We start from the raw sequence: 22,025 nt of genomic DNA, 5'->3' as shown, positions 1-22,025 counted from the left end.
ATTTATGGCCACAATCCGATTGGGCGATACCGCCCCAGATTTTACAGCTGAGACCTCACAAGGAGCCCTCAATTTTTATGATTATTTAGGAGATGGATGGGGAATTCTGTTCTCTCATCCTGCAGATTTTACTCCTGTATGCACCACGGAATTGGGAACAGCGGCAAAATTTAAAGACGAATTTGAAAAACGCAATGTAAAAATGATAGCGTTGAGTGTAGATGGAACTGAATCTCACGCTGAATGGATTAAGGATATCAATGAAACACAGAACACTGTAGTGAATTTCCCCATTATAGCTGATGAAGACAGAAAAGTGTCCGACCTGTATGATATGATACATCCAAATGCTAACGATACACTTACCGTTCGTTCTGTCTTTATTGTTGGGCCTGATAAAAAAGTGAAACTTATTTTAACCTACCCGGCTTCTACGGGAAGAAATTTTTATGAGCTTTTACGTGTGGTGGACTCGTTGCAATTGACCGCCCACCACAAAGTAGCCACACCTGCCAATTGGGAACACGGCGAGAAAGTAGTAGTAAGCCCAGCGATTCCAACAGCTGAAGCCAAGGAGATTTTTTCAAAAGGGGTTGAAGAGGTAAAACCGTATCTAAGGTTAACACCAGATCCAACAGCCTAATATTAGTATTTTTATAGAAAAAATTAAAAAAAATGAATTCTCAATAAATAAACGTACCTTTGCAGCTCATTTAATTTTTTAACATTTAGTAATGAGTAAAGGAACAGTAAAATTCTTCAATGATTCAAAAGGCTATGGCTTTATCACAGAAGAAGGTTCAAACACAGATCACTTTGTACACGTTTCAGGTTTAATCGATGAAATTAGAGAAGGTGACGCTGTAGAATTCGAACTACAGCAAGGTAAAAAAGGATTGAACGCCGTAAATGTACAAGTTATAGATTAAGGTTACAGTACACTTTTTTATAGAACAGACCCGGGCAATGCCCGGGTTTTTTATTTTTATTTCAATTTAACGCAACCTCTTTCCCTTTTTGTAATCCTTAGTGAAAACAAATGTTCCCCATTAACCAATAAATATAAAGAACACTATGAGCACCTTTTTTGCAATTCTCTCCGTTTTGCTTGTAATTAATTTATTGCTTCTGCTTGTTAGCCTAAATGGCACTAAAAAGTAAAATTTGGGATTTAAAAGCTATATGATTGAATTTGTAGTACTTACGAACAATAAGTAGGGTATTTCGTCGTTCACTTGTTATACAACAAAGACACTAGCTAAATATTATAACAAATGAGTACCTTCTTTACAGTATTATTTTTACTGCTCGCTCTTAATTTTTGCCTTTTATTGGTGAGTTTAAACAGATCTAAATAAAAAAAGCTTCCATTGGTTTGGAAGCTTTTTTTTATTCCCCTTTTGGGTTAATAAATACTATTTTACATTCATCAATTCCACATCAAATATCAAAGTGGCATCAGGTGGAATAACACCGCCAGCGCCAGCACTTCCGTAGGCCAGATGTGAAGGAATTACAAAGCGGGCTTTGTCGCCTACTTTTAACAAGCCAATACCTTCATCCCACCCTGGGATAACCTGACCAACACCCAAGGTAAAATCAATAGGTTGGTTTCTGCTATATGAAGAATCAAATACTTGCCCGTTGGTCAAGCTACCTTCATAGTGTACCGAAACTGTTTTCCCTTTTTCAGCTTTTGCTCCACTTCCCTCTTGAATCAATTTATGTCGGAGTCCACTTTTGGTGGTGTCAAAGCCAGCTGCCAATTTTTCCATTTCGGCCTCCGCTTTGGCTTTGGCTTCACTAATCCTTTTCTCCCTTGCACCTTCAAATACCCGAAAAGCCTCAATGGCATTCCACCCTTCTGCTTCAGCACCCACTCTAACAATTTCCAAACTGTCAATAGCATCATCTTGCGCAATGGCATCCACTACTTCCTGTCCGTGCTCTACGTGTCCAAAAACTGTATGCTTATTATCCAACCAAGGTGTTGGCACATGGGTAATAAAGAACTGGCTCCCATTGGTTCCAGGACCAGCATTGGCCATGGAAAGCACACCTGGGCTTTCATGGGTCAATTCTGGATGAAATTCATCATCAAACTTATATCCTGGGTCACCGGTTCCCGTTCCTTGGGGACATCCACCTTGAATCATAAAATCGGCTATGACACGATGGAACTTTAATCCATCATAATACGGTTTTCCCTGCGGTTTTGCATTGTTTTCCATATTTCCCTCGGCCAAGGCCACAAAGTTGCCCACTGTTCCCGGGGTTTTATCATGGGTAAGTTTTACAAGGATCTCTCCTTTTGTTGTATTGAATTTTGCGTAGATTCCGTCTTGCATAGTTATTGGATTTTTGATTATTGGATTATTGGATATTTCCAATTCAAGGCCGCAAAGATACGGGTTTATACCAAAGTCCAAAAGCTGTACGCCAAGTGTATAAAGTGTACCTTGCTATAAATCTTCCAGAGGGCTCCTTACCTTACCGATCACATTATTAGAAACCTTTGTATGGATTAATGTAAATGGTAATTGTACTGGAATTGTAACGTTTTCCTTGAATATGATCAAATGCTCCATAGCATCATGGATAAGTAGAAAATAACTTGATTAATTTGAATTAGGACAATTTACGATAAAAAGTAAGTAATAACTTTAATTGTTAGCTATTATGAAAAAAAAAGTTCTATTTTCGATAGACAACAGTTACAAACAATTAAATGAGAAAAAGTATTTTAATAATACTATTTACTTCACTTACTTTAAGTTCGTTTGCTCAAGATAATACAATTGAATTTGGAGCAAGTGTTGGAAGTTTTTATACGAATTATATCAATTCTAATTTAGAATCTGGAGATTTTCGAAGACAGGGTTTATTTACTAGTTATGAAAGTGCAAAAATTGAAAATAAACCTGGTTTAAACGCTAGTATCTTCCTAAATTATCATATCAATGATAAATTAATTTTAAGCCCTGAAATACTTTTTACAATTAAAAAGTTTGATTATGATATTACATTTTTAGAAAATAATGGTTCTAGACGTCCAAACCTAATTGATTCTAATGAATATCTATATCTTAATTTTCCCATTATAATAAAATACAACCTTTCAAAGAGAATAGATTTCGAAAGCGGTTGGCAATTAGGTTTTTTAATCAACAATAAGGATAGAATTGTTGTCGAGGATGGGCCTTCAAACAATATTACCTTAACATCAGAAGTAGAACAAAAAGACAATTATTCTGGTCTTATTGGATTAGGTTTTAAGCTAACCAAAAATATTGGGATGAATTTAAGATATAATTTCTTCTTTACTAAAATTTATGGCTTTAATAACTCTTCAATTCAATTAAATTTCTTTTACAAAATAAAAAGTTTGTGACACAAATAAACATCATTAAAACAGACGTTTATTCAAACCGTTAAACCAAATTACGGTTCGATGAACCCCATACAATTTCCGGCCTTGGAGCCGCTCAAACAGCAAAGTATCATAACAGGATATTAAACGGTGATTTGGTGTCAGAACTTTTATTCCCAACAACACATAATCAACAACTAATGGTCCCTACAGGGTCTACTTGGCAAACAATGCCCAAAGGAAAATCGGATGCCACTTCCTTGTAACATTGTTAAATGATTTCGCTATATTTCTACAAAAATCCCTGAACTACGTTTAGCGGGTCGTTTTAGCACATTTGAGAAATGCGTCAAGTAAAAGAAATAATATCGGATATAGAAGTGATAACGGAAATTGGTTACGATTAGACGAATTAATTACTGAATTGTGGGAAAGCGGAAGGCCAGAAAGCGGAATTGATGCTCTTTTCGGAGTCTTTGAGAAAAATCCTACTGATGATGGCTCTGGAGTTTTTAGGACAATATTACACGGACTTGAAATATTGGAATACGAACATAAACTGTATGACTTATTGATGGACAAACCATCTCATATGACAATCACAATGTTGAAACGGATTGAAAATACGGATTCTGACACTATCGCAGGAAAATCTATTTAGGAATTAAAAAGTTTTATAAAGAACAATCCAAAAATTGAATCGGAATTACTGGATGAGATATAAAAACGTGCTACAACAATGTATAACCTCAATTACGGCGGATTCGACTACGTCCGAATCCACTCGGAATTGCTAAGGTCTGTGCCAAACCGAAAATTAACCATATTAACCCGTAACTGACGGTTATACGAGACCGTTAGACTTTATTTGAGAAAAAACTAATGCAGAGAACAGAGATCATAGATAAAAATCAACTTTTTGAACTGATTGAATACATTCTTTCGGACGCAAAAACTGAATTCTATGAATCATATTCTGAAATGGAAAAAGAAATAGTTCGGATAAACAATCTGTCTGAATTCCAAGACTATTTTGACAATGGAATCGCGAATGGAAAAGTGCATTTCGCATTTGGAATTTATAATCCTGAATCGAAAGGCAAGTTTTTTACCTCGAAAATAAAGCTCAATCCTAAATATTGTGACGGAAAAACTTTTCGATATAAGTTAGATGGTTGGGCAATAATCTTTATTCTGCTTGACTTGCAAAACGGAGAAAACCGAATTGAATGTAGAGTTTCTGTAAACTCAAAGAAAAGAGCTGAAAACTGGAAAAGCACGAATCCTGAATTTGGGAATCCTGAATTATGGGAATGGAAAAATGTGGAAAGTAGAGCAAGAAAAATAATTAACCGATTAAAAAAAACTACACACAACAATGTATAACCGCAATTACGGCGGATTCGACTACGTCCGAATCCACTCGGAATTGCTAAAGCCTGTGCTAAACCGAAAATTAACACATATTAACCCGTAACTGACGGTTATACGAGACCGTTGTGCACAATTTATGAGAAACCTAATTTTAATCATTTGCATACTTTTCTTTTACACCTCGTGTACAAAAACAAGGGAATTAAATGATTATGAAGTTAATTTTATGCCTTATAAGTCGGGAGAAGAATTAGTTTTCGTTAATACATCGAATGAAAAAGTTGACACAATCTTTATTAAAAAAATAGAAAGGTACATTCCTGACGGACCTATGGTTTATTTTAATGAGACCATCGCAGCTATTGATAAAAATGACAGGCAAATAGTTCGAGTATCTGCTGGTTACGGTAAGTATTCGGAATCATACCTGTCGATTAAAGGACTTGATGGAAGACACTCATTAAAGGAGATTAGTGAGAAACCTGTCATTGAATTTGAAACACAGAACTTGTCCTTTGATGACGTTGTAATTATTGAAGCAAAAAATAAACAGAGTGATACTAACAAAGTGATTAAAGTGCATTGGAGTAAATCAAAAGGAATAGTTCAGTATGTGGATGTTGAAAATGGAACTTGGCAAATCCTAAATCAGCAATCATCAGAAAGGAATTAAAAAACTGTGCACAACAATGGCTATAATTCATTGTGGCATTAGAACAAAAAATAAACTATTAACATAAAATACGGCTGATTTCATAAGCGGAATAATCCTGCGGATGATTCCACAACGAAGTCATAGCCGAGACCGTTAGCATCAATAAAGAAAACACCTAATGAAAATAGGATATATATGGTACGAGGAATCTGAAAAAGAAATATTGGAAAATATTTTTCATTCTGAATGTAGTGAATGGACTTTAGAATCAATTCACGAACAAAGTGTTTGTACTTTAAATGGTGTGCTCAACTTATTAAAGTCTGATTACGACTTAATCTTAGTACACTTATCGTTAAGATTTTGCTTAGCTCTTAAAATGGTTGAACTGGCTCATCAAGGGAATATTAAATCAAAAGTTGTGCTTTTTAGCAGAACCATTTCTGATGAGAACGCTGTTAAAAAACTATTTGACGGACATATAAGACCAGATAGAGATTTACTGAATTTTAAAGAAATTATCAATAAGGCATTACTTACCAATAGAAAACAGATATCAAATCAATCCAACTTAGAGAAATATATTCTCCAAATTTTTAATTCTTCTGATACATTGAAATCGGGATATCTCGAAAAATTCAAAATTAGACACAAACGTGTCTATTCAATAGAAGACTATCATCGATCAATAAAAGCTAGCACTAAACCAAGTTGGAATGAAAATTCTAACTCTCCAGATATTTTTATTAGTTATGCATCATTAGATTCCGAGATAGCAACTGAAATAGCTACAATGTTAAATAATAATGGAATTTCCACTTTCATGGCAGAGCGCAAGATAAAGGGAGGTGAAGATTGGGAGGAATCAATAAGATTAGCATTAGTTAACGCTAGAGAAATAGTAATTTTCATAACTCCCCACTCAGTAAAAAGCAACTGGGTAATGATTGAGGCAGGAGCCGCATGGGCACTAAGAAAAAGAATTACTCCATGCGTAGCTTATATTGATATGAATTCTATCCCACAACCAATCAGCTCACATCAATGCAGACAAATAAGTACAACAAAAAATAAGGAACTTTTGGTCGCAGAGATAGTTGAAAGATTTAGTAAAATATACTGATGCTAACAATATAAACCAATCATCAACTAATGAACGAAAATTTAGAAAAGGAATATCTTTTATCAAGTAGAAAAAGACGAATCGCAGCATTTTTAATTGACCACTTTACTTTCACATTTCTTATCGTTGGAATTGTATTCCTATCACTCGGAACAAATTTTATGGACGAAACCAATTTCAGTAATCTGATAAGTAAAATGTTGCCTGCAATGTTAATTGGATTTCTAATATACTTCGCTAAAGATTCAATAAAAGGTATTAGTCCAGGAAAGTGGGTTATGGGAATTATGGTTCGAAATGAAAACAATCCGAATGAAGTTCCTTCAATTGGGAAATTATTTGTTCGAAATCTATTTCTAATAATTTGGCCAATTGAATTTATAGTTCTTGCTTCAAGTCAAGAGAAAAAAAGACTCGGAGATAAAACTGCAAAAGCAATTGTAGTCAAGAATCCTAACAAACCAACAAAGCTTCCGAGAATTTTAGTATTAGCTGGAATTGGAATTACCTTTTTTGCATTTATATTTTTGTTTGCTGGTTCTGCAATGAAAAATTCAGATGCTTACAAAGTTGCTATTTCAGAAATTGAGAAAAATGAAGAAATCATATCAGAAATTGGTGGAATAAAAGATTATGGAATGATGCCTACAGGTAGTGTAAATATTTCCAATGGATATGGAGAAGCTCAATTGAGTATAAAAGTTATTGGAAATGAAAAGGATTTGAATGTTTGGGCTTACCTAACAAAAGAACCGAATGGAGAATGGAAACTAATAGAACTGAATAAATAAAATACTGGTGCTAACAATGGCTATAAGTAATTGCTTGTTCTCGCCTACTTCTGAAAATCCTCGCGGATTTTCAGTTTGGTGTGTACTTGCAAAGTTAACCGCTAAACCACGCAACTACTCATAGCCGAGACCGTTGTAAAACATTTTGATGAAATTTATAACCACAATCATATTCACAGTTTTTGTAACCTTTTTTTCATTCTCTCAATATTCTAAGGAGTACGAAATTTTGACTGAAAAGTTGATTGCAGCGGATACTTTAAATTTTGAAGAGTATTACAAAAATGGGGAGATAAAGGAAAAGGGAACGGTTTTAACTTATAAAATTGGGGATTATTCCGCTGACTATTATTTTGGAGATTACTTTCAGTATTTCAGAAATGGAAAAGTAAAAATGAAAGCCGAATTTGACCGATTTGGAAATTTATTATCCCAAAAATGCTACTTAAACTTTGGAGGACTTTGTAGCGAATCAACGACCTTGGAAATTGATTCAGAGACTAAGGATTTGGAAGAGTTATTACGTGTAGATGAAAAAACCAAAGTCATTAGTACTGACAAATTCTATAACTATTCAATGAAATTAGATAGCATGTATCTAAAGAAAGAAGGGAAAATGATTGGGAATAAAAAAATGGGAATCTGGAAAATCTATTCTAGGTCTGGGGAATTAATTGACGAAAAGCAGTACTAAAAAAACGTTTTACAACAATGGCTAAAATTCATTGCTTGCGGATTTCCTAAACGGAAATCACGCGCAAAAAGCTATCTTTAGGTTCGGCTGGATTGTCCTTCGGACGAATCACAGCAACGAACCTTAGCCGAACCATTGTACACAATATAAACCAACAGAATGAACAGAAAAATAATTACACTTTTACTTTTAGCAATATTCACGAATTTCGGGTATGCTCAATCTGACAAAATCAATATTAAAAGTGAACATTTGACGGAAGCGAATTATTTGCAAATGGATGATTTTTATTTGACTCACTATTTATACATTGACTTGTTTCTAAGAGAAAATCTATTTCCAGAAGCGAGTTCTGAAGATGTTTCTTCTATTCTAAAAGCTCTTAAAAAGTATGTTTCGGTAGAAAATAAATTAGACGTTGAAATTGAAAAGCCTGGAAAAAGAAATTACTTGATTCGATTTGCAATTTTAAAGAAAGATGACAGAACTGAACTTTTAATAGCTTTCACGAACTGGAGCATAAAGAAAAAAGAGTTTGAAAAAGATATCAAAATGGAAAATGATTCCTACACGAGATGGTATTTTCTAAATGGAAAAAAAATGACTTATCGAAAAGATATGTCTGACCAGAATGATTACTCGACCATGAATAAATCTGACTTGACTAATGCATACTTATTCGATGAACTATCTGAAAACGATTCCGAAATAGAAAGCACAATAGCGGAATATCTAAACCAAAATGATATATCTGTTTCTGATAAAATTATGGCGAATTTAATTCTTTTAAAATATCAAATCTTTAAAAAAGAGAATGATAATGTAGCTAAACAAACTGAACAATTGACTGAATTATTTGAGCAAAATAAATCTGAATCAAATTTGAGAGGTTTACAGGTAGCTTTTGATGCTACGAAATATCAAATAGAATTAATGAAATAAATACTGTGTACAACAATGGCTATAAGTAATTGCTTGTTCTTGCGGATTTTCAGTTTGGTGTGTACTTGCAAAGTTAAGTGCTAAAACACGCAACTACTCATAGCCGAGACCGTTGGCAAACATTTGAGAATGACAGAACTGAAAAATTTAGCAAACGAAACAAAAAAACAACTGAAACTAAAATACGACTCGGATTCAGTAAAATTTCTCGAAGGATTTGTTGAACGAACTAAAGTGAATATCGAAAAAGATAATTGGAGCGGATTAATAAATTCTTGTGGAGCTTTTCTCGGAGAATGTATAATCGAAAATTATGGCGGAATTTGGAAAAAGGACAAAAATGGTAATGTTGGAATTAGCTTTGATGACAAAAATATAGCTTATCCATTTGCGAAAGTGAGTAAGCAATTTGAAAACGGACTTGGAGATTCTATATTCTCTTTTTATAGTATCATTCCAGAAGTATTTGGGATTGAACAAAAGAAGAAGAAAAAGTGGTGGAATTTTTAAGAAAACGGAAAAGAAAAACGATTTGCCAACAATGTATAAAAATAATTGCTCAATTTTGGGCTTAACCAAAGGTAGTTGCAAGTTTACTACGTCTGATTTTCCTACGGAAAATCCTCGCACGTAAACCCACAACTATTCTTATACTAACCGTTGGCGTGCATTAAGAAATGGAATTAACAGACAAAATATGGCAAGAACTAGAAGGAGGATATAAAACTCTTTATGACGCTTCTGTGCCTTTAAGTCAACTCGAGAATACTGATGACCCTGAAGACATTAAAAAAGTATGGGAAGAACTTTGGAATGAATTGCACCATCAAGGGGATGTCGGGACCGCATCCTATTTGGCTATTCCCCAACTTGTCAGAATTGGAATCAAAAAAGACTTATTTGATTGGAATTTATTAGGGTTATGTGCCGTAATTGAACAGCAGAGACACTTAGGGAGCAATCCAAGTTTACTACCAGAATATCAAGACAATTACAAAAAAGGGCTTTTAGACTTAAAAGAATTTGTAATTAAAAACTTGAATAACGATTTGGACAAAACGACATCTATTATGGCTCTTTCAACAATCGCCACATGTGACGGACGAATTAAAATGGGAAAGGCAATAATGGAAATGGAAGATGAGGATTTGCTAAATGAGTTCTTAGAACAATTTTAAAATGAAAAACGACACGCCAACAATGGCTAAAAATCATAGACCTGACCAACCAAACCGCTTCTACGCTTTTTAGCCTGAACGTTGGCTGTAATATGAAAAAAATCGCGATTATAATATTAACATTGAGTTTCAATCTTGGATTTGGGCAAGTTGAAATTCCTTTTTTTGAACAAATCGCTTTTGATTTTTACAAAGACAGTTTATTGACAAAGTTCCCTGTTGAAAAACGAATAAAAATTCCGAAATACACGACTGACTTTCACTTCTCTTCTTATAAATTTCAAGTTAATGAATGTCTGACCGGAAAATTATTGACAGAGGGAAAGGAATTGGAAACTTTCGGAATTTATGCTCTTGAACAAATGGATTTTGATTCCCCAACTCACGTAATGAGTTATGACAACTTGGATAAAAAACAGTTTCGGATTAAAAAATATAAAAGTAGTAGCGGTATGAATTTAAGAATTTCTCAACCATATCATAAAAAAGATGATTTTGAGAATTTTTATGTAATTGTATCGGAAAACTATAAAAGAAAAAGCACTACTTATTATTTATTAATTGACAAAAATGGAAATGTAAATAATTGGTGCAGGAAAGAATCGGAATTGGTAATAATATATTAGCGAATGGAAAAAACACTACAGCCAACAATGTATAACCGCAATTACGGCGGATTCGACTACGTCCGAATCCACTCTGTAATTGCTAAAGCTAGTGCCAAACCGAAAATTAACGCATATAAACCCGTAACTGATGGTTATACGAGACCGTTATATGTAATACCTGAAAAATGAAAAATCGAATATTAAACATCCTTCTATTTTCTATTGTATTATTAACATTTAATTCTTGTAAAAACACGAATGAAAATGAAACAAGTGATATTCATGATATTAAACAGATGATGCAAGATTATAGACAGGCTTGGAGAAATGGAGATTCAACATCAGTGTTGGATAAATTGACTACTGAAATTATTCTATTTCAACCTGGGAAAACTGAAAAACCTATTCTTAGCAAGAATAATGTCAGCGGATTTTGGTTCCCAAAATCTGATATAAAGTATCCAATAATCCAATATGAAGTAGAAAATGAAGAAATCGTAAGTTCTGGAAATATTGCATATTATCAGGGATTATCCAAACTTACGTGGTGCACTTTAGAAAATAATATTGGTCATGACACAACTCAATCTATCTCTGAATTCACTAACATTCTAAAAAAAGAAGGCGGAAAATGGAAAATTCACAGAATAATGTATAACCTGAAAGATTCAAAATATAATCGATAAGTATAATTAAAAAATACTTCTTACAACAATGTATAACCGTAATTTCGGCGGGTTAGACCACCCTTCGATTCCGCTCAGGACAGGCTCTAGGGAATCCACTTGGAATTGCCAAAGTCTATGCTAAACCAAAATTAACTCATATTAACCCGTAAAACCGACGGTTATACGAGACCGTTGCACAACATTGACCTAACAAAATGAGTAATCATAATGAAGCAATTTTTCCCATTATAACTTTTGACCCGGATAAGAATATATGGAAATGTTTAGGAACAGGTTTCTTCATAAATCCTGTTGGCGCTTTTGCTACTGCTAAGCATTTATTTTTTAAGGACGGAAAACAAACCGAACAGACTCTATATGGAGTTCAGAATATAGAAAATAAAGAATATCATTTGCGCCCAGTTACTCAATTAGTTCCAAATAAGAATGCAGATATAATGATTGGTACTTTGGGAAAAAGACGATTACCTGATAAAACAGATGTTAATGCAAATATCTCTGCATATTTCACATTAGATTTTGAAAAATTAGATAATGGGGAAAAGATTTTCACATTTGCTTATCCCAATAGTGAAAAAACGAATTTAGAAACTGGAGAGACTGAATTCTTATTTAAAGGTATAAATTCCTTTGGAACGATAGTAGATTTTTGTAAAAATGGTTCTTATAAAGTGAAAAACAGATGCTATCAAACAAATATGGATATTCAAGGAGGCGCAAGTGGTGGTCCAGTATTTAAAAATGGATACGTTATAGGTATTAACTCAAGTTCTTTTGACCTAATTGAAGGTGAAGAACCAATATCTTATATTACACCTATTGATTTTATATCAGAATTAAGTGTAAAAGAAAACGGGAGATTAATTTCTGTAAAAGAGTTAATTGAAAAAGAGTACATAAAAGTAAAATAACGTTGTACAACACGGTGTATAAAACATAGCTAACAAGTCCTAAACTGAAAGATTTGTGTTTATTTACAAAGACCTCCAAATTTTTGAATTTGGCTTTAAACCAAAAAAAAGAACAAAATATAAAAATTCAGCGCTGTACTAATCCGAAAAGTTAGCACCTTTTTATGCGCTACGCTTCATAAACAAGACCCTTAGTGGTAATTCGACTTATCCATAAAATTCTATTTAAGTAAAGTGTAACATTCTTCATTTTTATCTATCTGTAATTATAACTAAGAATATAAAATTCAATAACAATGAAGAAAAGAGGTATTCTATTAATAGTAATTTTAACAACACTCTTCTCCACCCAATGCTATGCTACATGGTCTATTATTGCTGTGGACAGAAAAACAGGGGAAATTGGAATTGTAGGTGCCTCATGTACTTTCGATGTGTCTGGAATTGCATCCATTGAACCTGAAAAAGGTGCTATTGTGGTACAGGCGGCAAGCAATTATTTTGCTCGTATGAAAGGGGTCTCTCTTATGGAAAGTAACGCTTCTGCGCTAGAAATCTTGAATGCTATGAAAGCGAAACGTTTCGAGCCAGAACGGCAGCAATATGGTGTAATATTATTGAAGGAAGGGACAAGCCCTTTGGTATACTCCGGTACTGAAATTGCGGATTGGAACGGCGAAATGGTTGGCGATGACTTTGCGGTTATGGGCAACATACTTTTGGGGGAGCAAGTTGTTAAAAAAGCATTTGATGCCTTTAATCAAAATAGGGATAAATCTTTAGCTGAGCGGTTGATGCTTGCACTCAAAGCTGGAGAAGAAGCCGGTGGAGATAAAAGGTGCGAAACGCAATATGCAAGGTCTGCTTTTATAATGGTATACAAACCTCTAGATGGGGCTATTTTAAAGCTAGCGGTTCAAGGCATAAAAAAAGGTGGTGAACCCGCTGTAACTTTGCTAAATCAACAATTTGATTTTTGGCGTAAAGAAGAAAAAGACAAGTACTAGAAACTATCACCTATATGGCGTATGATCAATTGCTGGCGATTTTCCTGCAGAAAATCTATACATTATTAGTATGTTTAGTCTCCATAGGGTTTCTAACGTCGCAACTTATCATAGCCAGAACGTTAAATGCCAACCTGATTTTTTAGGCAGATTAAAAATAGTAGCGCAAGAAATCTACCAAATCAAGATAATACAGATAAGAAACTGGGTAGTTTAGGGATACCAATCAATAACTTACCCAAAATGAACGAACACCCTACCCCTTTATCTTTGCAGAAGTAATTGTCCCATACTTGTCTATAAGATAAACCAAACTGGCCATTGTGGCGGCCCCAAGCTCTAATTCTCTCTTATTCACATGCTCAAACGTATCGTTCTCGGCATGATGATGGTCAAAATAACGCTGTGAATCTGGGCGAAGTCCTGCCAAGACCAAGTCTTCGCTTTTTAACGGCCCAATATCCGCGCCACTATATCCTTTTACAAACATGTGAATCAGATAGGGTTCAAACAAACCTTTCCAGCTTTGTACTTGCTTCAGATTTTCTTCGGAACAATCAAAAGAAAAACCTCTTGGAGTAAACCCTCCCGAGTCACTTTCCAAGGCAAAAACATGTTTCTCATTTTTCTTTTGGGCAATTTCGGCATATTTATTTCCACCCCTAAGTCCGTTTTCTTCATTCATGAACAATACCACACGTAGTGTGCGTTTAGGTTTGTAACCTGTCTCTTTCAATAGGCGGAGCACATCCATACTTTGTACACATCCAGCTCCATCATCATGGGAACCATCCCCTAAATCCCAAGAGTCTAAATGCCCACCAACAACCATAACTTCATTAGGATAAGTGGTACCAGTTATTTCTCCAATAACATTATAGGATTCTACATCTTCAAATTGCTTACAGTTTTGCTTAAAATATAACTTTATATCTGGGTTCAACGTCAATGTAGTACTTAACAATTCGGCTCCTTTGGTGCTAATGGCCGCTGCCGGAATCCTATCAGAAACGGGAGTGTCTCCATAACTCATGGCTCCAGTATGCGGGTAATCATCCAAACGCAGGTTCATGGAACGTACAATAACACCAGCTGCACCATACTTACCTGCTTCTGCTGCTCCAGAGTATCTTTGATCCACACAACCAGAGTAAGATGCAAAAGTGCTTATCTGAGTAGGTTCCATGGGTCGATTATAGAACACTATTTTACCTTCAATCTTTGATCTTCCCAATTTTTCCAGGTCTTCTATGCCTTTTACTTCAACAATACCAGCTTTTATTCCACCATCAGGTGTAGAGATGGAACCTCCGAGAGCACAAATGGGAACATTGGTGGTATGCCCGGGTTTGGTCTCAATATAGGCAAATTCAGGTGTTCCTCTCACCCATTTGGGCACCATTACTGGCTGCAACCATACTCTGTCCAATCCTAATGAATCTAATTGGGCTTTAGTGTAATCTACTGCCAGTTGCGCTTGTACGGAACCTGAAAGGCGCCCACCTATTTGATTTGAAAGATGATTTAACCAATCATATGCTTTTCCATTGGTCAAAGCCTGGTCATAAATTGCCTTGATTTGTTTTGCATCATCAGATTGCGAAAAAAAAGGGGTACTGATCAATAAAAGGGATAAAAGTAAGATTGTTCTCATTCGGTTTCTTTTTCCAAGTCTAGTTTGAAGGTTTCTAAATTAGCTTTTATTTTTTCATCCAACTCAGGTTCTTCCACATCTTTGTATTTTTTTAACGTCTTTAATAAAATAGTGGCGACAATTAACCGCGCAGCTTTTTTGTTATCCGCTGGAATAACATACCAAGGTGCATGGGGTTTAGAGGTTTTATTGATTGCTTCCTCATAGCAAACCTTATAATCATCCCATAATTTCCTTTCCTTGAGGTCACCAGGTGAAAATTTCCAGTTTTTTTCTTTCAGTCTGAGTCGACGGAGCAAGCGTTGACGCTGCTCTTCTTTTGATAAATGTAGGAAGAACTTAAAAATCAAGGTTCCGTTTTCAGCAATATGTTGTTCAAAATCGTTGATTTGACGGTATCGATTTTCCCAGAATGCCCCATCTATATCTGATACAGATTCAATTCCAGGAATGTTTTCTCCAAGAATATACTCTGGGTGCACTTTGGTGACTAGAACGTTTTCATAATGTGTTCTATTAAAAACACCGAACTTACCCCTTGCAGGCAGTGCAATGTAGTGCCGCCATAAATAATCATGCTTCAACTCCAGCTCAGTGGGCACTTTAAAACTATGCACCTCCACTCCTCTTACATTGAAGTCTTTAAAAACCTCCCTTATAAGACTGTCCTTCCCAGAGGTATCCATACCTTGTAGGCAAACCAAAACTCCATACTTTCCGTGGGCATACAGTGTATCCTGAAATTTTCCCAAATCCTCCCTAACCTCCTCTAGTTTCTCTTTCAGTTCTTTATCCGTACAATCAAAATCCTGAAACGTGCTTTTTTCTGATAGTTTTATATGATCCTCAACTCGGTAAGGGTCTATTTCGATTTTTTCCATGAGAATGAATATAGTTCTTTTTGATCATTCCTTCAACCATCGTCCAAAAACTACCATTCAACGATCCTTTTTACATTTGATAGTTTTAGATCGTTTTTTATCGATTATATTCATTTTCAGTCGATTCTTCCTGTAATTTAGTAGGAAACATAAGACGCATTGTCCCAAATCTAGCGTTATGAAAGCAAAAAAGATTATTCTCTTTATAGTCTTTGTTTTAGGCATTCTTGGCCTATTACTTATGGCTTCGTTCACTACTCGAAATGCATGTGAGTATGCAAATTCCAATCTTGAGTACATTAAAAGTCAAACTCAAGCAGCTATAATAGCTGATGATTTTGAGATGTCCAAATACTATGCCTACAAGGCACTTAATGGTATTGAAAAAACCAAGTTCAATTTTATAGATTGTGGTTGCGAAGGCACTATTGAAAGTCTTGAAAAAACACTTTCTTATCTTAAAAAGGCTACAAAAGCAGCATCTTTTGAGGTTTCCAAAAAATCTTTGCACAATGCCTTGGAAAGTACTGAAATAGGGATTAAAGTGTTAAAAACTTTTGAGGAAGAGTTTTCCAGCACTTATGATAATAATGTTTTGGTATTGAACACCAAAAATGCCATCTATGACCATGGCGCCATGCTTCTAACACATGGTAAACTTTCCGAGGAACAGGTACATAGCTGTTTGTTAGGATTTGAAAACTCGCTTGACAAGGTTATACGTGAAGTAGATTGCAAGTCTGCGCTAAAATATATCACCAGAATTCATGAGGAAGCACGTTTGACATTGCTAAACACAGGGCTTTCTGAACCAAAAAAGCAATACCACCAACGGGTAAAGACCATTACGCACGATGCCCTTTTACGTATTGGAGAGTGTAATGTAGATTAGGCTATTTGCTAGCAAAAAGCTTTACGTCTTCTTCGGAGACCTCTTTTCCTCCAAGAATTATTAAGCGTTCCACAACATTGCGCAGTTCTCGCACGTTTCCTGTCCAGTCATATCCTTTTAATAAACTGATGGCTTTTTTGGAAAAGTTTTTGACAGCAGTGCCTTGTTCTGATGCTATTTTTTTGGAAAAGTGTTCAATCAGAATAGGAATATCATCCCTCCTATTGTTCAAAGCAGGTACTTTTATTAGGATAACGGCCAATCTATGGTATAAATCTTCCCGAAATTTTCCGTCAGCAATTTCTTTCTTAAGATCCTTGTTGGTTGCTGCCAAAACCCGAACATCTACCTTAATATCTTTATCCGTACCAACCCGTGAAATTTTGTTTTCTTGAAGGGCTCTGAGCACTTTGGCCTGAGCCGAAAGGCTCATATCACCAATTTCGTCCAAGAAAATAGTTCCTTTATTTGCTGCTTCAAATTTTCCCGCACGGTCTTTTACTGCAGAGGTAAACGCTCCTTTAACATGCCCAAAGAGTTCACTTTCTATTAGTTCTGATGGAATAGCTGCACAATTCACCTCAATAAAAGGATTGGAAGAACGGCCGCTCTTTTCGTGCAACCAATGTGCTACAAGCTCTTTTCCTGTTCCGTTTGGACCTGTAATCAAAACCCGGGCATCGGTTGGCGCCACTTTTTCTATCATATCTTTTATGACACCAATTTCATCACTATCTCCAACCATTTCATAATTCTTGGAGACTTTTTTCTTTAAAATCTTGTTTTCTACCACTAGTTCCTTTCGGTCAAGGGCGTTTCTTACTGTGGTCAATAAACGGTTTAAATCAGGCGGTTTAGAGATGTAATCAAATGCACCCAATCTCATAGTATTTACTGCAGTATCCAAATCTCCATGACCCGAAATCATGATAAACGGAATTTCTGGTTTTATCTTTCTTGCGGCCTCCAGCACTTCAACCCCATCCATTTTGGGCATCTTTATATCGCAAAGTACAAGGTCAAAGTCTTCTTTCTTAATGGCTTCAATACCTCTAAGCCCATCCTCTGCCTGATGAACATTGTATGTATCACTTTCTTCACTCAATATCTTCACCAATACCCTTCTTATGGCAGATTCATCTTCTATGACCAAAATTTTTGACATCCCTTGCTATTTAAAAAATTCCTATTTTGAAACCTGTTCTAATATATAGATTTGCTTCATTATTTAATAAAAAAACATCCCCTCTTTTATCATTTCTAAGCTTACCCTCCTGCTCAAAAGAACGACCCACCATACCATACAAAGCCATATTTTTGGTAATGTTGTATTGATAACCCACGGCTCCCACCAGTGCTGTTAGAGAAATTTTTGACCCCAATTGGTTATCTGGCAAAATGATATCATTCTGGACATTTATAAAGTAGCCATCCAATAATAGTGCCATTTCCAAGGTATGTTTTTTAGATATATGATGCTTAAAGATAGATTTGGGAATACCTAAAGTGTAAGACCATTTGCGATGAAACCTGCGATAATAGCTCACCAATGGAAGAGGAACCGGAAGTCCCGTTGTGCTATTATAGGATAAGCCAAGGACAATCCTGAAGGGTTTTTCTGCGTTAGGTTTTTCTTTCCAAAATGCTGCGGTTGCATTAAAGAAAAAGTCATCTTTTTTGGTTCCATGGATAAAATTGGATGCTAATCTGGGCGTAACTATGGTCACAAAGTTCCAGTTTTCGTTCCATTTGGTGATAAGTCCCAAATTTAAATCCGCAATATGGAACCTAATCAACTCGCTTTTATCAAAAGGGAGATTCTGAGAATAATCCAAATCAAATTTATTGTATTCCAACCCAGTTATCAGGTAGTCTTTCTTTTCGTTCAATTTAATGGGTAAATTGAATGAAAGTTTATATCTCTGGGTTTTTATTCCTGAATCGTTTTCGGGGATATTTAGGTACTCCACTCGAAAAACATCGGAACTTTGTCCCAATACTTCTTGACCGGATAAAATCACAAGGGCTAAACCAATTACCCAAAATGCTTTATGATATGCTGATTTTTTTATTGTCCTAAAGGTTTTTGATCTTGGGTTATATGAACATCGCGTTGTGGGAACGGAATGCTTACATTGTTCTCTTTGAACTTGGCATTTATTTTATATCGGATATCACTTTTGATTTTGGGATCCCTAAAGCTATCATTGGTAAAAAAATGAAGGGAAAACAACAATGCTGAATCTCCAAAATCATCAAAAAGCACAAAAGGTTTTGGGTTCTTTAACACTTGCTTTTGTTCATGTGCCACTTCTTCCAACAATTTTGTAACCATATCAACATTACTGCCATATGCAACACCTACATTAACACTTTCTCGTGTGGTCCTATGGTTTTGGGTGTAATTGTGTATGATGTCACTAATAAACTTGTGGTTTGGAATAATTATGACCTTATCATCACGGGTTATTGCTCTAGTAGTTCTCAGTTTGATTTCGAACACCTTGCCAACTTTTCCATCTACCTCAACTATATCTCCAACCTGCAGGGACTTATCAACGATAATAAAAATACCGCCAAGAATATCCTGAAACAGCTCTTGCAATGCCAAACCAAGTCCAACAAACAAAGCGGCAGAAGCCGTAATGACAATTGTTATATCGATTCCGGCAGCACTCAATGTCACCAAAACCACAATTAAATAGATCACGTAGTTGGTAAACTTGAAAACACTTGAGAATTTCTGTTTGTCCTCTTGCTCCATTTTTCGGGTAAGGAGATATCTAACCCATTTCAAAAGAAACTTGGTCACTACAGAAGCAACAGCTAAAAGCAATAGTAGTCCAATGGTAAGGTGGATGGATTTATCTCCTTCTCCTAAATGGAAGCCAAGATTTAGAAAATCCTTTATGGAACCCCAAATGTCCTCTTGAATAATCTCTTTTATATCATCTGTTCCTTCCTGCATAATGCTAATATCTTAACCATTTGAACAATTCCTTATAGGTAGGTCTTTTACCGTACATTAAAATTCCCACCCTGTAAATTTTGGCCGCCAAAGACACTATTCCCCAAAAGGTGCCGATTAATAATGCAATGGACAACAATAATTGCCACAAAGGTACTCCTCCTTCGCCAATACCTCCCGGAAGTCTCATCAACATCACAATAGGCGAGGTTAATGGGAACAAAGAAAACCCAACAGCTATAGGCCCATGCGGATTGCTAAACACCGAAAAGAACCCTATATAAATAGCTAGCATTAAAGGTAAAATTATAGGGAATATAAATTGCTGGGTATCCGTTTCATTATCCACCGCTGCACCAATTGCTGCATAAATGGAGCTATAAATAAGATAGCCCAAAATAAAATATATTAAAAAGGAACTTATCAATAAAAACCAAGGTATATCCAGAATTTCTTTGGCATACAGCAACATGTCACCATCCAACGGTTGTGAAAATTGGGCTACGCCGTTTATTTTATCAGGGTTCATTTGAGCTTCGCCAAGTAAAGTGCTTAAATCTATTCCTAGGAACAACGACACCAAAAACAACAGTAACGAAGCGGAAACAATCCATATTGCGAACTGTGTTATTCCAGCCAATGAAGTCCCTATGATTTTGCCCAACATCAACTGAAAAGGTTTAACCGAAGAAATAATCACCTCAATTATTCTACTGGTTTTTTCTTCAATAACACTACGCATTACAAAACCTCCGTAAATAATAATGAACATCATAATGGCATACCCAAAAGCACCGCCAATAAATGCCTTTATCTCATTGATGCCCTTTACACTTTTTTCACCCGCAAATGTTGCCAAATTGATTTCAAAGTCTTTTTCAATAGCAGAAAATTGGTCAGCGGAAACTCCTAGATTACCCAATCTTTTTTGACGCAACTGCTTTTGAAAGATTCGTTCAAGCTTTTGTGTTATATGGGTATTGGGGTTATCCTGTGTAAATAAATAGGTTGATTTTGCAACTTCTTCCATATCCTTTTCATTTGGAAGGTAGAGCAATCCATAATATCCCAATGACATAGTTGAATCCTTAGCCTCTTCCAAAGAAATGTTTTCAAAATGGACATAGGACGTTGATTCCGTTATCCGGAAATCTTGCTGAAAAAACTCACTTTCATTAAGAACAGAAATAATTCTCTTTTCACTATCGTTCACTTTTGTCAGGTAGGCAATCAACACAATCATCCCCACAATAAGGATAGGACTCAATACGGTCATGACAATGAAAGATTTGTTCCTTACCTTGGCCAAATACTCCCGTTTTATGATCAACCCTAACTTACCTGTCATTCTCCTTACTTACGGTTTGTATAAATATGTCGTTGGCCGAAGGAATAGTTTCCTCAAAACGATTGATGTTCGCAGTTTGGGAAAGTTGTGCAAGTACATCAGCAGTATGGTTTGAGGGCAGCTGAACTGTAAAGTCCAATTGTTTTTCTTCTGCATCAAAACTTGAAGAAAGAATCTGAAACTGATTTTCCAGCGTTTTTATAAACGTGTCTTCAGCACCCTGAATTTCTAATCCAACATTAAAAATGTTGTTCTTGTATGCTTTTTTAATATCAGAAAGCTTTCCATCCAATATTTTCTCCGATTTATGGATAAGGGCAATGTATTCACAAAGCTCTTCAACGGATTCCATTCGGTGTGTAGAAAAGATTATGGAAGTGCCTTTTTCTTTAAGTTGAAGAATCTCATCTTTGATGATATTGGCATTGATGGGGTCAAATCCACTAAAAGGTTCGTCAAATATTAATAGTTTGGGCTCATGAAGAACGGTAACTATAAACTGAATCTTTTGGGCCATTCCTTTAGAAAGCTCCTGAATTTTTTTGTTCCACCAATCTCCTATGTCCAAACGGTCAAACCAATATTTCAATCTTTGTTTGGCATCAGTTTTTGAAAGTCCCTTTAGTTGGGCCAGATACAATGCCTGTTCACCTACCTTCATACTCTTGTACAGTCCTCTTTCTTCGGGTAAATAACCAATTAACGAGATATGTTCTGGTGCCAAAGGGCTACCGTTAAACAAAATCTCTCCACTATCTTGATATGTTATTTGATTTATGATGCGTATAAAGGTGGTCTTTCCAGCTCCATTGGGCCCCAAAAGTCCATAAATGCAATTCTTGGGTATTTCCAGTGATATGTTGCTTAGTGCTGTATAGTCTCCATATGATTTACAGACGTTTTTGGCAACAAGGATGTTATCCATTTAAACAATTTTTTC

The 22,025-nt window shown here is 35.5% G+C and carries 25 protein-coding genes; 17 read left to right on the top strand and 8 right to left on the bottom strand.

Annotated elements, in window-relative coordinates; translation table 11 throughout:
• The first annotated feature begins 4 nt into the window (after nt 1–4).
• Together CRO15_RS10135 and CRO15_RS10130 are read left to right on the top strand one after the other, a co-directional pair.
• A complete protein-coding gene (locus CRO15_RS10135; RefSeq protein WP_097045723.1) occupies nt 5–643 on the top strand; it encodes a peroxiredoxin in 639 nt (212 codons plus the stop codon).
• A 91-nt stretch (nt 644–734) separates the two neighbouring features.
• Entirely contained in the window at nt 735–929 is a 195-nt protein-coding gene (locus CRO15_RS10130; RefSeq protein WP_055397609.1) for a cold-shock protein, read from the top strand.
• A gap of 486 nt (nt 930–1,415) precedes the next feature.
• On the opposite strand, the gene CRO15_RS10125 is transcribed toward CRO15_RS10130, so the two are convergent.
• The gene (locus CRO15_RS10125) at nt 1,416–2,348 is read right to left on the bottom strand and encodes a peptidylprolyl isomerase (RefSeq protein ID WP_097046181.1); all 933 of its coding nucleotides are present in this window, start codon (nt 2,346–2,348) and stop codon (nt 1,416–1,418) included.
• Nucleotides 2,349–2,728: 380 nt separating this feature from the next.
• Here CRO15_RS10125 and CRO15_RS10120 point away from each other — a divergent pair, with 380 nt between their 5' ends.
• From CRO15_RS10120 to CRO15_RS10055, 14 genes are all read left to right on the top strand, one after another.
• Nucleotides 2,729–3,391 carry an outer membrane beta-barrel protein gene (locus CRO15_RS10120; protein WP_097045722.1) on the top strand — a complete coding sequence of 221 codons (663 nt, stop codon included), beginning with the start codon at nt 2,729–2,731 and terminating at the stop codon, nt 3,389–3,391.
• A gap of 316 nt (nt 3,392–3,707) precedes the next feature.
• On the top strand, nt 3,708–4,031 hold the full coding sequence (locus CRO15_RS10115; RefSeq protein WP_097045721.1) for a hypothetical protein: 324 nt from the start codon (nt 3,708–3,710) through the stop codon (nt 4,029–4,031).
• 221 nt (nt 4,032–4,252) lie between these two features.
• Nucleotides 4,253–4,756, top strand: a complete 504-nt coding sequence (locus tag CRO15_RS10110; RefSeq protein WP_097045720.1) for a hypothetical protein — start codon at nt 4,253–4,255, stop codon at nt 4,754–4,756.
• Between the two features lie 124 nt (nt 4,757–4,880).
• The gene (locus CRO15_RS10105; protein ID WP_133067241.1) at nt 4,881–5,417 is read left to right on the top strand and encodes a hypothetical protein; all 537 of its coding nucleotides are present in this window, start codon (nt 4,881–4,883) and stop codon (nt 5,415–5,417) included.
• A 160-nt stretch (nt 5,418–5,577) separates the two neighbouring features.
• Nucleotides 5,578–6,522 carry a toll/interleukin-1 receptor domain-containing protein gene (locus tag CRO15_RS10100; RefSeq protein ID WP_097045718.1) on the top strand — a complete coding sequence of 315 codons (945 nt, stop codon included), beginning with the start codon at nt 5,578–5,580 and terminating at the stop codon, nt 6,520–6,522.
• Between the two features lie 29 nt (nt 6,523–6,551).
• On the top strand, nt 6,552–7,313 hold the full coding sequence (locus tag CRO15_RS10095) for an RDD family protein (protein ID WP_097045717.1): 762 nt from the start codon (nt 6,552–6,554) through the stop codon (nt 7,311–7,313).
• 148 nt (nt 7,314–7,461) lie between these two features.
• Complete coding sequence (locus CRO15_RS10090) at nt 7,462–8,007, top strand: hypothetical protein (RefSeq protein ID WP_097045716.1); 546 nt, start codon at nt 7,462–7,464, stop codon at nt 8,005–8,007.
• Nucleotides 8,008–8,166: 159 nt separating this feature from the next.
• The gene (locus CRO15_RS10085) at nt 8,167–8,949 is read left to right on the top strand and encodes a hypothetical protein (RefSeq protein WP_097045715.1); all 783 of its coding nucleotides are present in this window, start codon (nt 8,167–8,169) and stop codon (nt 8,947–8,949) included.
• 129 nt (nt 8,950–9,078) lie between these two features.
• Entirely contained in the window at nt 9,079–9,459 is a 381-nt protein-coding gene (locus tag CRO15_RS10080; RefSeq protein WP_097045714.1) for a hypothetical protein, read from the top strand.
• Nucleotides 9,460–9,626: 167 nt separating this feature from the next.
• Nucleotides 9,627–10,127, top strand: a complete 501-nt coding sequence (locus CRO15_RS10075; protein ID WP_097045713.1) for a hypothetical protein — start codon at nt 9,627–9,629, stop codon at nt 10,125–10,127.
• A gap of 92 nt (nt 10,128–10,219) precedes the next feature.
• Entirely contained in the window at nt 10,220–10,753 is a 534-nt protein-coding gene (locus tag CRO15_RS10070) for a hypothetical protein (protein WP_097045712.1), read from the top strand.
• A 167-nt stretch (nt 10,754–10,920) separates the two neighbouring features.
• Nucleotides 10,921–11,421, top strand: coding sequence for a YybH family protein (locus CRO15_RS10065; protein WP_097045711.1), 501 nt, complete (start codon nt 10,921–10,923; stop codon nt 11,419–11,421).
• Between the two features lie 197 nt (nt 11,422–11,618).
• Nucleotides 11,619–12,335 carry a trypsin-like peptidase domain-containing protein gene (locus tag CRO15_RS10060; protein WP_097045710.1) on the top strand — a complete coding sequence of 239 codons (717 nt, stop codon included), beginning with the start codon at nt 11,619–11,621 and terminating at the stop codon, nt 12,333–12,335.
• 296 nt (nt 12,336–12,631) lie between these two features.
• Nucleotides 12,632–13,342 (top strand): DUF1028 domain-containing protein, encoded by a 711-nt coding sequence (locus CRO15_RS10055; RefSeq protein ID WP_097045709.1) that lies wholly within the window; start codon nt 12,632–12,634, stop codon nt 13,340–13,342.
• A gap of 256 nt (nt 13,343–13,598) precedes the next feature.
• Here the strand turns inward: CRO15_RS10055 and CRO15_RS10050 are convergent, their stop codons facing one another.
• Together CRO15_RS10050 and CRO15_RS10045 are read right to left on the bottom strand one after the other, a co-directional pair.
• Entirely contained in the window at nt 13,599–14,996 is a 1,398-nt protein-coding gene (locus CRO15_RS10050) for a M20/M25/M40 family metallo-hydrolase (protein ID WP_097045708.1), read from the bottom strand.
• On the bottom strand, nt 14,993–15,877 hold the full coding sequence (locus tag CRO15_RS10045; protein ID WP_097045707.1) for a PPK2 family polyphosphate kinase: 885 nt from the start codon (nt 15,875–15,877) through the stop codon (nt 14,993–14,995). The genes CRO15_RS10050 and CRO15_RS10045 overlap by 4 nt, the downstream gene beginning before the upstream one ends.
• Before the next feature lie 178 nt (nt 15,878–16,055).
• Between CRO15_RS10045 and CRO15_RS10040 the strand changes: the two genes are divergently transcribed.
• Nucleotides 16,056–16,769: a hypothetical protein gene (locus CRO15_RS10040; RefSeq protein ID WP_097045706.1), complete on the top strand. Its 714-nt coding sequence runs from the start codon at nt 16,056–16,058 to the stop codon at nt 16,767–16,769.
• 1 nt (nt 16,770) lies between these two features.
• On the opposite strand, the gene CRO15_RS10035 is transcribed toward CRO15_RS10040, so the two are convergent.
• From CRO15_RS10035 to CRO15_RS10015, 5 genes are read right to left on the bottom strand one after another with little or no spacing between them, the layout of a single operon-like run.
• Nucleotides 16,771–17,934, bottom strand: coding sequence for a sigma-54-dependent transcriptional regulator (locus CRO15_RS10035; protein ID WP_097045705.1), 1,164 nt, complete (start codon nt 17,932–17,934; stop codon nt 16,771–16,773).
• A 10-nt stretch (nt 17,935–17,944) separates the two neighbouring features.
• Nucleotides 17,945–18,790 (bottom strand): DUF6268 family outer membrane beta-barrel protein, encoded by an 846-nt coding sequence (locus CRO15_RS10030; RefSeq protein ID WP_243396947.1) that lies wholly within the window; start codon nt 18,788–18,790, stop codon nt 17,945–17,947.
• 47 nt (nt 18,791–18,837) lie between these two features.
• Nucleotides 18,838–19,737 (bottom strand): mechanosensitive ion channel family protein, encoded by a 900-nt coding sequence (locus CRO15_RS10025; RefSeq protein ID WP_097045703.1) that lies wholly within the window; start codon nt 19,735–19,737, stop codon nt 18,838–18,840.
• Between the two features lie 4 nt (nt 19,738–19,741).
• A complete protein-coding gene (locus CRO15_RS10020) occupies nt 19,742–21,085 on the bottom strand; it encodes an ABC transporter permease (protein ID WP_097045702.1) in 1,344 nt (447 codons plus the stop codon).
• The gene (locus tag CRO15_RS10015; protein WP_097045701.1) at nt 21,075–22,010 is read right to left on the bottom strand and encodes an ABC transporter ATP-binding protein; all 936 of its coding nucleotides are present in this window, start codon (nt 22,008–22,010) and stop codon (nt 21,075–21,077) included. Before CRO15_RS10015 ends, CRO15_RS10020 begins: the two co-directional genes overlap by 11 nt.
• Between the last annotated feature and the right edge of the window lie 15 nt (nt 22,011–22,025).

Source organism: Flagellimonas pacifica (genome assembly GCF_900215465.1).
GTDB lineage: Bacteria > Bacteroidota > Bacteroidia > Flavobacteriales > Flavobacteriaceae > Flagellimonas > Flagellimonas pacifica.
This window is presented reverse-complemented; position numbering and strand designations above follow the sequence as displayed.